This window comes from Neobacillus ginsengisoli (genome assembly GCF_030813055.1).
Genome location: NZ_JAUSTW010000006.1, coordinates 74,710 through 87,425, shown reverse-complemented (window position 1 = coordinate 87,425; position 12,716 = coordinate 74,710). Strand labels below are relative to the sequence as shown.

Sequence of the window (12,716 nt, the reverse complement as noted above, 5' to 3'; positions counted from 1 at the left end):
TGACATCCACTTTTTTAGAGTGATACGATTGCAAATAAGATAAAATTCTAAATATTTTGTAAACAAATTTAGTAATGAAGACCTAAACCAGCCATAAAAAAATTAAAACTGGGTTAAGCACCCACAAGACGTTCCGTTTTCGGAGCCGAAGATCAAAAAATTGGATGGCATCTTTCATGGAAAGTTCCTAATTGACCGCCTGGCCAGCAATCTATGGCTAAAAGAATCACAAAATAAACAAGTGCTTCATTTTATAAACTTATAGGTATTATGTTCAATATGAATTAAGTGAATTTACAACAGGAGAGATAGAAATGAATCGTTCTTACATGACTGTGACAGAAGTCACTGACTATGGCCCGTACATATCCAAAATCATTCTTCCTCTGTCCGAATCTGTTAAATCAGAGGTGCTATCGGAAGATACTTTCAACGTTTATGTCGAGAGACGAAGCAAAAAAACCGGCGAAGTGCTTCAACTCAGAAATAATTGGACTTCGAAAGAGGCTCGTCCGTCAAAAGGATATTGTCGTGTTACAAAAGCGTATACATCAGACGGTGAAGGGAACAAAACCGAACTCGGCAGTCACGCCACACTTGAACTCGAATGTGAGCCGATCTACCGTTTAAACTCAGTAACTGCGTTTCTGGAACAGGGACTTAATGTATATGTTTTCTGCGATTTTCGCATAACGCAGGTAAAAGAAATACAAACCGATAATGATTCCATTTCAGGGCTTGCCTATGATCATTTCAGCGGCGGCAAGATGGAGCAAATCAAAGGCTGGATAAACAGCAAATCATCATATGCTGAGTTGCCTCTGCGTTTCGGCTATTATTCACCAAATATGAGCAGAGGAAAACGTCCTTTAATCATTTGGCTGCATGGTGCAGGCGAAGGCGGATATGACACGGCGATTGCTTATACCGGAAATGTAGGCCCCGAAATGGATTACGGAGAGGTAAATTTCATGAGGTTGGATCATTGAAAAATTAAACCACTAATAAAAATGAATCTTCGCTAATAAAATCATATGAATTCGCCTAAATATGTATATTCACCGATAAATCCCAAAAATTGTTTCGTCAAATTTGATCATCTAACAGTAAATACAAAAAGGTTGTCCCAAAAATTTTTTGGGGCAACCTTTTTCAATCGTTAACTTTCAACAAAAAACATTTATTTGCGAATCCAATTTTCCCAGCTTTTATTTATATGGATTTATATCATTATATTTTTCACTGTGCATATAATCGACAAATTCGTTTGCCAGACCGCCTAGGTTGAGCAATTCTTCCAAACCAGCGACCACTCCTTGGAAGGCCTTAGCTGGAATGGTGAAATCAAGCAGTGGCTCTCCAGCATTACTGTAGACTCCTGTGTAAAGATTTCCAGGGGATATCTTCATTTTTAAGAGGTCATCCAAGGTAATATTTTTATTATTTGCCTTGAGCTTTAATTGAATTTCATAAAGGTTTAAGGTTTGCTTAAAGATTTGTGATAATTCATCTAATTGTTCGGCGTTTAGTTGTGAAGGGTCAACCGTACCTAGAAATTTATCGATTTGATAATCGAGTGATTGCATTTGGTCCAGCTGAGTTTTATTATCTTCCTCTATTTGAGTCAAATAGCTAAAAAACCTATCTGCCTCTTTGCTGGTGATACCAATTTTGGCCATATCCATTTTTATTCGGGCCATTACGTTATCGTGGTTTGTATAAAATGCAAGTGTGTTATTTAAATCCTCGATAAACTTATATTTATCTAATGAATCTCCAAATTGTTTCAAAAGATTATTTAGGTCTGTCTGGCTGAGATGATATTTACTTAATAGATCTTGAAGGTTTTTCGCATTAACGGGGGTTCCTAATGCATTCTTTAGGTCTGCGAGAGTGCTAAATCCTTCTAATGGCATTTCATAAAAATTTAAATAATTCATTAAATCTTGCTTCGTCCAGCCAATTTCTGCTAAATATTGATTAAGCTCATTGGCGGGAGGTGTTGCCCAAGCAACTGGTACATTAGACATAAGCACAAATGAGAGTAAGAAAATAAATATCGCTTTCCTCATAATTCAACCTCCATGAGATATAATTCATTTATAACATTCCCTCAAAGTTGAACTTAAAGATTGGAAATATTTATAAAAAATGCATTTTTATTTAAATATATTTGATAGAGTAAAATATTTACTTCGAGTTGAAAAAGGGGGGAAATAGATGAAAAGTAGAACTTCAGTCATGACTAGTATTGTTCTTGCCAGGCTGGTAACATCCATTGATTCCACCATCATGACACATTATCGAGAAGGAGTTAGGGAGATTTGATTTGTATACATGGGCTTTTGCGTCTTATATGATATCAAGCACGATTCTTTCTCCCGTTGCCGGTCATTATCGGATCTATTTGATCGAAAAAGAGTGTTTGGATTCGAATATTAGCATAAATATCAAGTTTTTGTTTGAAAGTCTTATTCAATTAAATGGCCCAATTCATTAAGAAAAGCGCATTTCTACAGAAATGCGCCCTATTCTTGAATAAAAGATAGCCTATATTAGCTGGTACTGGATATGGAAATAAAGATAATTTTTAACAAACCTTTTTATTAAGAAACCAAAAGGACTAAATTAATTCTTTCAGATGAGTTTTCGCATCATAGGGAATAATTTCTTCTCCTTTTTCCACTCGATGAAGAAAATTTGGATTGGCAAGTAACGGACGTCCAAAAGCAGCGATATCAATCGTTCCTTCTGCTATTGCTTGTTCAGCTGTTTCAGCATTTAAATCTCCGACTCCGACAGTAACTCCATCCCAATATTTACGGACGAGCTGATGTATTGTTTTTCCATCGGCAATTGTTTTGGTAAATTCCATGGTTGACGGATGAATCATTGTCATACCAACCTCTTTGAAAGCTTCAATAAAAGTTTGAATAGCTTCTTCCGGATCTTCCCACATGTAATCCGGATGGTCAATTTTTAACGCTGAAAATCGAATAAGTGTACGATTAGCTCCCACTGCATTAATAACTTCCTTTAAGACTTCTTTCATAAATGTTAGTCTGCCTGCAAGATCTCCTCCGTATCTATCTGTCCGGTGATTGGAAACATCTGAATTAAATTGATCAATTAAATATCCGTGGGCACCGTGCACTTCAACTCCGTCAAAACCGGCTTCAATCGCATTTATTGCAGCTTGTGCATATTGGCCAATGACTTCTTTAATATCGTCGATACTCATTTCTTCAGGTATATCAAAAGGTTTTCCAAATCGTGATACTTTTCCTTCCGCTCGTATAGCTGATGGTGCCTGTGGTGGTAGATTGCCAGCAATCTCATGATGACTTGCTCTTCCAACATGCCAAATTTGTGCGATGATCGTTCCACCTTCTCGATGCACCGCTTCTGTTACCTTTTTCCACGCATTAATTTGTTCTTGAGTATACAGCCCCGGAACGCCTGGATTACCTTTTGCGCGAGGACTAATGACAATACCTTCAGTAATAATCAGACCAATTCCATCCGCTGCACGTCGACGGTAATATTCCACGACATCTTCACCAACAACTCCTGTTTGAACATCTGCAAAACAGCGTGTCATTGGTGCCATGGCTGTTCTTGTACGCAACTTCCACGCACCTATAGTTACAGGTTCAAAAAGCTTACTGATCATCGTATGTTCCATTATGCTTTCCTCCTGATTGTTTCTTATTTATTTTCACCAGCTAACTTTAAGTAATAGCTGTGTTATCTAGGATAATGATATTTAGCAAAAATTACAAATTATATACTCACTTAACAAAGCTGGTGCTCAGTTTAAAAAATGTATTAGAAAGAAGATACTGTTATTGTAAGATTTTTACATTTACTTTTATGTATGTTTCATCGTTCTTCAGGGGTCATTCGTTTACTTATATCTCAAATCATTTACACTGTAATATATCGTGTGGGCAACCATCTAAAACTTAGTCGGACCCCTAATTAGCCAAAAGTTAACACTCTCATCCTCATAAATTCAAATTCATTACGAAACGGTTTTTCTTTCATCTCTATGTAATTACTGAGTTCAACAAGAATTTCTAATCGATAAGGACTGTATGATTTAGGAACAATTACCGGTTCCCAATAATTAAGCCAAACGGTTTCTACCTTATCATTAATTTGAACTTGTACCTGAATACACTCTTTGTCAATAAGTTCAGCATGTAATACATTTACATCTTCACCTGAATCATGGTTCAACATATGGTTTATCCTTCTTTTTCATTTTTAAAATACAGGTATTATACACCCCTCCTTATTAAACAACAACAGAAACTAAAAAAACGAAAATTCACTACGCTAAGGACTTTTTTAATTGGTGATTTTGGTGATTCTAGACCCTGATTTTACTTTCAATTATTCAAGCTTAAATAACCAAAACAACATTTCAAGGACGTTTTTGGTTTTGGTTATTTACATTATTTGTCTTAATGGAAAGTTCGCGTTTTGACATCAGAATCCCTATTTAGATAGCCTGTCTATCTTGAATTAACCAAAGAGGCAGCATATATGGACCAGGTTTAACTGATTTTCGGTAAAAGGAAGGCGACTATGTGACGATCGTTGTTCGTTACTAGACTAGCAAAGAGGATGACGAGGACATTTATTATCATGGCTACATAACGGAAATCGAAGCCTACTCATCAAATAACGAGTGGGCTTTTAAATTAATTGATGTATGATTTTGCAGTATGTTTGAATCATTACTCAAAGAGAAATTGTATAGATTCTAATATTTATGCATATTTAAGAAACTGTGTTTACTGTACTAACCGTCAGATTTGCAGTTTAAGAATATACTTATTTTACCGTTGAATATCTATTTGTAAATTTGTATAATTATTTGTAAAATTGCATAATTATTAATTATTATTTTAAATGTATTGATAATGACTATGATGGGAGGTTAATTAATGTGTCAGGCACACAAAAAAAAATGAAAGAAAGAATAGGAATTAAAATTGATCCAAAAATCGTTCGAGTAAGTATTGAAATTCCAGAACAGATAAGAGATGATTTTCGAGATGCGGTTGAAAGAAATGGGAAGTCAATGAAAGATGTGCTTAGGTTATATATGCAAAAATACACATGGAAACAAAGCGAATTACAAAGAAATAGACAAAAGAGTCGCCAAACTATTGGGACCAAAATATAAAAAAATTAAAAGAGTTTTGCCTCATTTCTTGTTTAACTAAAGGCTTCGATTGATTTACGATATTACTTTATAATATGCCCCTAAAAGGAATAATGGGCGCTTATCCTTGTTCCAGGATCGCGCCCGTTTGTTGAATATAGATTATCATTTATTAAAGGATTTCACTATAATAACTAAGAGTTGGTACTAACAAATTTGAGCTATATATATTATCAAGTTCAGGTCTTGTTACCCATTTAATATCACTAAAAGAATAATTAATAAAAACACTCCTATTCTATTATTGATAATGGTGCTTTTTGGATATTATACTGGAGGTGAATTACTATTTAATAATGAAGGGAGATTTACGTATGGAGGTAACATTTACAGTAAGCAAATGGGATGAAAAGCCAGTAGACGACACTAGAAAAGAATTCCCTATTAATATTGCCCATGTTGAATATGATATTGAGGGTGAATTAACAGGAAAAGCTTTTGTTGAATATTTATTATTTTATATAGACTCTACTATAGATGATGGTCACTTGGCCACTTCTAAAATTTCCGGATTTCTGCATTTCGAAGGAACTTACAAGGGAAAACAGGGGACATTTACGGCTATAGAGCAAGGAATATTTGATAAAGGAAATCTAGATTCTCCAGCAACAATCATCAAAGCTACCGGTGACTTAGAAAGCTTAAAAGGGTCTTATAATTATAAGTTTACAGGTGAAACCAGTAAGATGATTCTAGACTTTAAATTCTAACAAAACAGTAAAAAAGGGCATCTCTGTACTACCAGGAATGTCCTTTTCGTCGAACGAGCTTCTTCAACTCCTACCATTTACTTGATAAGAAAAAAGCATTACCGTTATTCCAGTAATGCGCCCGATTGCGGAATATCGAAAAATATAAAAGAGCTTCAAAAATTGATCTTTAGTTACTGTGCTAACGTTACCAGTTAGCTGAGAGAAAGAGATGGATGTACGGTGACTCAGCCCTCTAGATCGTAGGCGGTGGGATGGCGTGGCTGGTATATCGAGATATTAGCGCCGCTGGGAAGCTTGATGGAGTTGAGCCGACCCCAACGCTGCTCGCTGATTGACTCTGAGATCGTGATGCCCTTAGCGGTCAGTTCCGTGATCGTCTTCTCGATATCGTCGCACATCAAGTAAAACTCGTGTTTATCAAGACCGTCTGTAGGATGCACGGCGATTTCGGCAGGAGGCAGTTTGAAGATCAGCCAACCATCGCCGGCGTCAACCCCAGCTAACCCGAGTACATCGCGGATGAATACCCGGTCTGCCTCCGCGTTGGTACTGTAGAAAATAATGTGTGCTGCATTGATCATGATTCCTCTTCACTCTCCTGTTCATCGACTGTTTCGTTTATCGATACTTTGCTCTTCTTGAGCAAGTCTAATACTTTATTTTTGGTCTAACACTTTATTTTCTTTCAACATAATTGTCTCCGAGACTGATCCATCCCGAAACATAGTGGTAGCCCGAGGCTATTAATATATGTCTTAGACTGCCGCTGTTTTTATTAAACTATCGTTTCCTGTAAGGCTCAATGCTGTATCGTAGAAATAAAGTTTAAACCTCACAAACCCCATTTTTTACGATAAATAAGAAAAATCCATTTAGAAAAAAATTGATCAAAATGGATTCTTCTTCATGAGGTTTAATCTTGGTTTTTTTAAAAAATTTTGATCATTTTCTACCTTGATTGTTCAACAAACGCGCCCGATTGTTGAATATCATTGCTTAAATCTTATTCAAGATTAGCACAACAAGAAAAACTAACTCGATGACAGCTATTAACTTCCTTTTAAAATTAAAATATATGATTACATACTACACGGACCGAGTGTGTCCTGTTATTGCTTCGAGTTCCTCATGAGGTTTTGTTCTCCATAAGATAAACAACGAGAAAATGACAATTGCGAGACACGCCCAATAAACATGACGAAATCCTACAAACTGGGCAAAGATACCACCACCCATATTTCCCACTATCCTTCCAATGATGGACCCGTTGTAATAAATCGTTGTGGACAGTCCCGGTGAATTAGGTAATAAATCCGTGAAATAGCTTAGTCCATTGCCCATGACAATAGCTACATACATTGCCTGCAGAAGCTGTGCTGCGATAAGTTGCCAGGAATGGGTCGATATACTTAAGAGGGTGTAATAGATAAGAGCCACAAAACAGCCGATCATCATTAAGGAATGGTTCGATATTTTTCTGCCCAGGGTACCTAATAAAAGCATGATGGGAATTTCCAAACCAGCAGAAATACTAACGACTAAACCGACATCCGTATGCGAACCATGGAGTTCATTTACAATAAACAACGGCGTGTTGATTCCATTAATAGCATTGACCGCAAACAAAAAGATAAAGGCGATAAGCGGCTGCATGATTTGCCTGCTTTTAAGTGATGAGGTGCCTGTTCTTTTTCCCTTCCTGTCATTGCGTTGAACAGATTTTCGTTTTTGTAGAAACAGGAATACAAGAGATGCAATTGTAAGATAGATTGCGGATGTCCCTAGAAAAAGCCCTTTGTATCCAAGTGCTCCCAAAATGAATGTACCGCCTAATGGTCCTATTAGGAATCCGAGAGATACAAGAGAACGTAATGTAGACATCGCAAAAGTCTTATCATCGGTTTGGCTTGCATTTGCCGATTCCTGTGCGCAGGCGTAGATTTGCGGCATGGCAGGAGCCCCTAATCCATTAAAAAGAGTGATGACTATCAACAGAATAATAAAGTTATGAAAAGCTAAATACGAAGCATATCCCAAAGCAGATGAAAGCATGGCTAAAATAATCAACCATTTTCGGTCCAGCCCACTATCCGATTGTTTAGCAATTAGCGAGTTGACCACTACTCCGCTTAATGAACTCACTGCCATGAAAACGCCAAAGGCTCCCGCACTCATTCCCAAATCTTCTGTAGCATACAAGGATAAATATGGCTGCGTAATAGAAATTCCGATACCAACCAGCAGTACACAAATGAGGAATAAACTATATCCTTTTATCGCAAATAGTTTTTTTACCCGTGTATACAACTTTTAGTCCTCCTTAGTTCTCACATTTATTGTTGCTGCTGAACACAGATAATCATTAATTCCTCCAAAATTTATAAAAACAGCCAGATAAATGAACCTGGCTGTTTATTAAATAAATATCATAATTGTTTAACTTTAACTGAACCAAAAACAAATAAAGGATTACCGCTCTTGACTTGTAGGACGAATAATCATCTCATTAATCGCTACATCAGATGGTTGTTCAATCGCAAAAGCAATGGCACGAGCAATGCTATCTGCTTCAATAGCATCCTCATACATTTTATCGATCATAGGTTTAAAATTCGGATCGATCGATTCTGTTAATTCCGATTTAACCATTCCTGGTGAGATAATGGTGGAGCGAATGTTGTTTGCAGCCTCTTCTTTACGAAGACCCTCAGAAATCGCCCGTACAGCAAACTTCGTTCCTGCATAGACCGCACTTGCGGCTCCAACAAAGTGTCCAGCTACCGAAGAAAGATTGATGATATGACCTGATTTTTGTTCTCTCATAAAAGGAAGCACTGCGGCAATTCCATAAAGAACTCCTTTAATGTTGACGTCAATCATTCGGTTCCAGTCATCAATTTTTTTCATATAAAGAAATGAATTTGGCATGAGTCCGGCATTATTGACTAATACGTCGATTTTTCCAAACTCTTTAAGAGCAACCTCAGCTAGCTCTTCCATTTGTTCATGCGAAGTTACATCCGTCACTTTATAAATAGCTACTCCGCCATTATTTTGAATCTCTTCTTGTAGTTTCTTTAATCGATCTTCACGACGGGCTGCAAGAACCAATTTCGCCCCTTTGGATGCAAGTTCTTTTGCAGTAGCTTCTCCAATTCCACTAGAAGCACCCGTAATAATGACAACTTTACATTGAATATTAGACATACTAAATAACATCCTTTCGTTATTTTTATTTTTCTTTTGTGAATACTTCTTTTGCAACCGTAATGGCTGACATTGCCTTCGGCCAACCTGCATAGAAAGCAAGATGGGTCATGACTTCGATTAGTTCTTCTTCCGAAAGACCGTTTTGTTTTGCTAAATTTAAATGGGATTTCAGTTGCTCGGTATTTCCACCTGTTAATAAAGAAGCAACGGTAATTAAACTGCGGTCACGTGGAGAAAGCTCCTCACGCTTCCATACATCTCCAAACAAAACATCATCAGTTAATTGCACAAGCTTCGGCGCAAAATTTCCTAACTTTTTCTGTGCAACAGTAAGCTCTTTTAAATCTGACATTTAATTTCCCTTCTTTCATTTATATTTACTCTTCTATTAGCCGAAGGTTGTTAAACTTGTTGTCAGCAGAAGAAATACATGTTACATCACCTATTTGTCGATTTTATTTTCGTGTTCTTCTGGATAGCGATGTCCCGAAATCTCGATCTGCGAGAGCGCGTCGTTCAAATCACTTAGTTCCTCGGGAGTCAGCTCGACATCCACTGCGCCAAGATTTTCTTCCAGGCGTTCCAATTTGCGCGTGCCGGGAATCGGAACAATCCATGGCTTCTTGGCAAGCACCCATGCGAGTGCGATTTGAGCCGGGGCAGCGTTTTTCCCTGCAGCAATCTTCTTTATCAGTTCGACCAAATCCTGATTTGCTTCGAGATTCTCAGCTTGGAAGCGAGGAACAATGCTGCGGAAGTCGGAGTTAACGAATGTAGTATTCTTATCAATTTTCCCGGTAAGGAAGCCCTTGCCCAGCGGGGCGAACGGAACAAAGCCGATTCCAAGTTCCTCGAGGGTAGGCAGCAGTTTTTCTTCAGGACTTCTCCACATCATGGAGTATTCGCTCTGGACTGCGGTGAGCGGCTGAACGGCGTGCGCACGACGAATCGTCTTCACGCCTGCCTCAGAAAGCCCCCAGTACTTAACCTTACCTTCCTGGATCAGATCTTTGACTGCTCCCGCAACCTCCTCGATTGGAACGTCCGGATCAACCCGATGCTGATAGTATAGGTCAATCGCTTCGACTTTAAGCCGTTTAAGTGAGCCTTCTGCAGCTTCTTTGATATGCTCAGGTCGGCTATCAAGTATAGTCCGTCTTTTACCCTGAAGGTCAAAGCCGAACTTGGTGGCAATTACCACTTGATTCCGAAAGGGTTGGAGAGCTTCTCCTACGAGCTCTTCGTTCGTATATGGTCCGTACAATTCAGCGGTGTCAAAGAAAGTAACGCCGCGGTCAATCGCCGCATGGATCAGCGATATCATTTCTTTCGTGTCTGATGCCGGACCAAAACCGGAGCTCATTCCCATGCAACCTAGTCCGATAGCAGAAACTTCTAGTCCACTTTTCCCCAATTTACGCTTTTGCATTCTTTATCTTCCTTTCTTTTATATGATTGTCACCTTAATTCCACGAGTTGTTCATTGTGTTCTGTCTAATTATGCAACATATAAAAAAGCGAATGGTATCACATTCCTATCAAATGATTGCCTAATCCTATCACAGCCACTTTCGCAATAGGCGAAAATGCATTAGAATGGAACTAGCAAGAATAAAGAACAAGGAGGACTCTTATGTCTGAACAAATCTATAAACAGCAGGTTGAGCTCGCTGAACTCATAGAGCGTTATTCAGGACAGGATGGTGTTCACGCGACTGGGGTTCCGTCTTTATATTTTATTCGCCGCTCTCATGTTACCGGTCCAAATCACAGTGTTTACAAGCCTTCTTTATGCATTATCGTTCAGGGAGCGAAGGAGGTAATGCTCGCTCAGGAGCGCTTTAGGTACAGTCCTTCCGATTACCTTGTTGCATCGGTCGACCTGCCGGTTGCCGGGCAAGTTGTAGAAGCTTCTTCCGATGTTCCGTATCTGGCTCTCAATCTTGTATTTACACCGAGTCAAATCTTAGATGTTTTACGTGATTTTAAAATTCAAGGTGGAAAGAAAGAGAATGCTAAGCGAGCCATGTTCGTCAGCCCGATGGAGTTATCGATGTTGGATGCCGTCATCAGGTTAGCTCGTTTGCTAGACAATCCGGACGATATTCCGGTTCTTGGTCCTCTATTTACGAAGGAAATTCTCTATAGGGTTTTTCAAGGGCCGCATGGGGATGTGCTGAAACAAATGGCAATAGAAGGAAGCTCTACCTATCTTATCAGAGACGTTATCGAACAGATCATGAAGAACTATGATAGATCTTTTCGGATTGAGGAGCTTGCGGAAATAGCGAATATGAGTGTTGCTTCACTTCATAGGCACTTTAAAGAGGTAACCGCTATGAGCCCTATTCAGTTCCAAAAACAACTGAGACTGCAGGAAGCCCGGCGCCTGTTATTATCCGAGTCAACAGATGCCGCTGATGTCGCATTCCAGGTAGGCTATGAAAGTCCATCGCAATTCAGCCGTGAATATTCCCGCATGTTTGGTTTTCCACCTAAAGAAGATATAAAGCGCCTGAGGGAGAAATATGGCCAAACGATAAACGTATGAGTCCCCTGCCTAATGGAGGGGGACAACCGCATATTTAATGATAGTTACCCTTTGTTAGTTTATCGATCATCAAATGACGAATAGCTGGTTTAACAGTGAGTTCGACGACCAATAATCTGTTGGAAATGCTTGCTGTCAATTTTGATCATGAATGGAATGACTTATCGATCTTATGTCATTCAAGACAGGTGGGGGTTTTTGTTAAAGAGGAATCTATAATCGATATCTTACAAGTAGCTTAATCACCGAGTACCTAATGCATAATACTTGTTTTCACAATCTCTTCATTCTTACCAATTTTCTTTAAACGTGATGTTCAACAATCTGGCCCTTAAATACAAAAAAGATCTCAATCCTTACTACAGGACAGCGCCCGATTGCTAAAAAAGAAAAAGTCGTAGCGATACTGAAGTGACCCCATAAAGTTAGACACCATTCAAAGATCCACAGGAATATGCACCTAACGAAGAGACTGGTGTTATCATGTACAGCCCTGATTTTGCTAAGAAAAAAGACTTAGCTACTCATTTCATGACTGCTTACTTAAAAGCAGTAAGGTTATACGATAACGCATTCCTTTATGGAAGCGAAAATAAAGACAAGATTGCAAAGATTATGTCTGACTACATGAAGACTCCAGTTGAACAGCTGGACCAGATGAACATGCCACTCCTTGATCCAAACGGTTTCGTTGATCCGAAGGCAATAAAATCGGATGAGGACTGGTATGTAGAACAAGGTTCTATAAAGCAGCCCATTTCAGCAGATAAGGTTGTAAATTCGGAATTTGTAAAAGCTGCCGTTGAAAAAATCGGAGAATATAAAAAACAATAATGGATTGTAATGCTCTAAGTAGACTCTTAGGGCTTTTTTTAATTTTCAACTAACCCGACCGTAGTTTAAGTGAACAACTTCACAAATGTTCTTTAATCAGTATTCTTACTCCTTTTTTTTCCTCCATAATCTGGCCCTTTAATGTCCCCGGTTACGAAGCTGTTGTTTACCT

14 protein-coding genes and 1 pseudogene are annotated in these 12,716 nt (G+C 38.5%); 7 read left to right on the top strand and 8 right to left on the bottom strand.

The window, feature by feature from the left end:
* Positions 1 to 314: 314 nt before the first annotated feature.
* Positions 315 to 989: a hypothetical protein gene (locus J2S10_RS17895; protein ID WP_307410258.1), complete on the top strand. Its 675-nt coding sequence runs from the start codon at positions 315 to 317 to the stop codon at positions 987 to 989.
* A 219-nt stretch (positions 990 to 1,208) separates the two neighbouring features.
* Here the strand turns inward: J2S10_RS17895 and J2S10_RS17890 are convergent, their stop codons facing one another.
* Positions 1,209 to 2,072: a processed acidic surface protein gene (locus J2S10_RS17890; protein ID WP_307410256.1), complete on the bottom strand. Its 864-nt coding sequence runs from the start codon at positions 2,070 to 2,072 to the stop codon at positions 1,209 to 1,211.
* A gap of 148 nt (positions 2,073 to 2,220) precedes the next feature.
* Here J2S10_RS17890 and J2S10_RS17885 point away from each other — a divergent pair.
* Positions 2,221 to 2,433 (top strand): annotated as a pseudogene (locus J2S10_RS17885) (major facilitator superfamily transporter); the annotation flags it as partial.
* A 190-nt stretch (positions 2,434 to 2,623) separates the two neighbouring features.
* Here J2S10_RS17885 and J2S10_RS17880 read toward each other — a convergent pair.
* Both J2S10_RS17880 and J2S10_RS17875 read right to left on the bottom strand, forming a co-directional pair.
* Positions 2,624 to 3,685, bottom strand: coding sequence for an alkene reductase (locus J2S10_RS17880; RefSeq protein ID WP_307410254.1), 1,062 nt, complete (start codon positions 3,683 to 3,685; stop codon positions 2,624 to 2,626).
* A gap of 296 nt (positions 3,686 to 3,981) precedes the next feature.
* On the bottom strand, positions 3,982 to 4,245 hold the full coding sequence (locus tag J2S10_RS17875) for a hypothetical protein (RefSeq protein ID WP_307410251.1): 264 nt from the start codon (positions 4,243 to 4,245) through the stop codon (positions 3,982 to 3,984).
* Between the two features lie 712 nt (positions 4,246 to 4,957).
* On the opposite strand from J2S10_RS17875, the gene J2S10_RS17870 reads away from it, so the two are divergent.
* Complete coding sequence (locus J2S10_RS17870) at positions 4,958 to 5,197, top strand: hypothetical protein (protein ID WP_307410250.1); 240 nt, start codon at positions 4,958 to 4,960, stop codon at positions 5,195 to 5,197.
* 353 nt (positions 5,198 to 5,550) lie between these two features.
* Positions 5,551 to 5,946 carry a DUF3224 domain-containing protein gene (locus J2S10_RS17865; RefSeq protein WP_307410247.1) on the top strand — a complete coding sequence of 132 codons (396 nt, stop codon included), beginning with the start codon at positions 5,551 to 5,553 and terminating at the stop codon, positions 5,944 to 5,946.
* A 227-nt stretch (positions 5,947 to 6,173) separates the two neighbouring features.
* Here the strand turns inward: J2S10_RS17865 and J2S10_RS17860 are convergent, their stop codons facing one another.
* The 5 genes from J2S10_RS17860 to J2S10_RS17840 form a co-directional block, all read right to left on the bottom strand.
* On the bottom strand, positions 6,174 to 6,530 hold the full coding sequence (locus J2S10_RS17860; RefSeq protein ID WP_307410245.1) for a VOC family protein: 357 nt from the start codon (positions 6,528 to 6,530) through the stop codon (positions 6,174 to 6,176).
* A 505-nt stretch (positions 6,531 to 7,035) separates the two neighbouring features.
* On the bottom strand, positions 7,036 to 8,256 hold the full coding sequence (locus J2S10_RS17855) for a sugar efflux transporter (RefSeq protein ID WP_307410243.1): 1,221 nt from the start codon (positions 8,254 to 8,256) through the stop codon (positions 7,036 to 7,038).
* A gap of 162 nt (positions 8,257 to 8,418) precedes the next feature.
* Entirely contained in the window at positions 8,419 to 9,156 is a 738-nt protein-coding gene (locus J2S10_RS17850) for an SDR family oxidoreductase (protein ID WP_307410242.1), read from the bottom strand.
* 25 nt (positions 9,157 to 9,181) lie between these two features.
* A complete protein-coding gene (locus J2S10_RS17845; RefSeq protein WP_307410240.1) occupies positions 9,182 to 9,511 on the bottom strand; it encodes a carboxymuconolactone decarboxylase family protein in 330 nt (109 codons plus the stop codon).
* Positions 9,512 to 9,601: 90 nt separating this feature from the next.
* On the bottom strand, positions 9,602 to 10,588 hold the full coding sequence (locus tag J2S10_RS17840; protein ID WP_307410238.1) for an aldo/keto reductase: 987 nt from the start codon (positions 10,586 to 10,588) through the stop codon (positions 9,602 to 9,604).
* A 204-nt stretch (positions 10,589 to 10,792) separates the two neighbouring features.
* On the opposite strand from J2S10_RS17840, the gene J2S10_RS17835 reads away from it, so the two are divergent.
* The 3 genes from J2S10_RS17835 to J2S10_RS17825 all read left to right on the top strand — a co-directional run bounded on the left by J2S10_RS17835 (position 10,793) and on the right by J2S10_RS17825 (position 12,544).
* Positions 10,793 to 11,710 (top strand): AraC family transcriptional regulator, encoded by a 918-nt coding sequence (locus tag J2S10_RS17835; RefSeq protein ID WP_307410235.1) that lies wholly within the window; start codon positions 10,793 to 10,795, stop codon positions 11,708 to 11,710.
* Positions 11,711 to 11,805: 95 nt separating this feature from the next.
* The gene (locus J2S10_RS17830; protein WP_307410233.1) at positions 11,806 to 11,952 is read left to right on the top strand and encodes a hypothetical protein; all 147 of its coding nucleotides are present in this window, start codon (positions 11,806 to 11,808) and stop codon (positions 11,950 to 11,952) included.
* Between the two features lie 241 nt (positions 11,953 to 12,193).
* On the top strand, positions 12,194 to 12,544 hold the full coding sequence (locus J2S10_RS17825; protein WP_307410231.1) for a substrate-binding domain-containing protein: 351 nt from the start codon (positions 12,194 to 12,196) through the stop codon (positions 12,542 to 12,544).
* Positions 12,545 to 12,716: the final 172 nt, after the last annotated feature.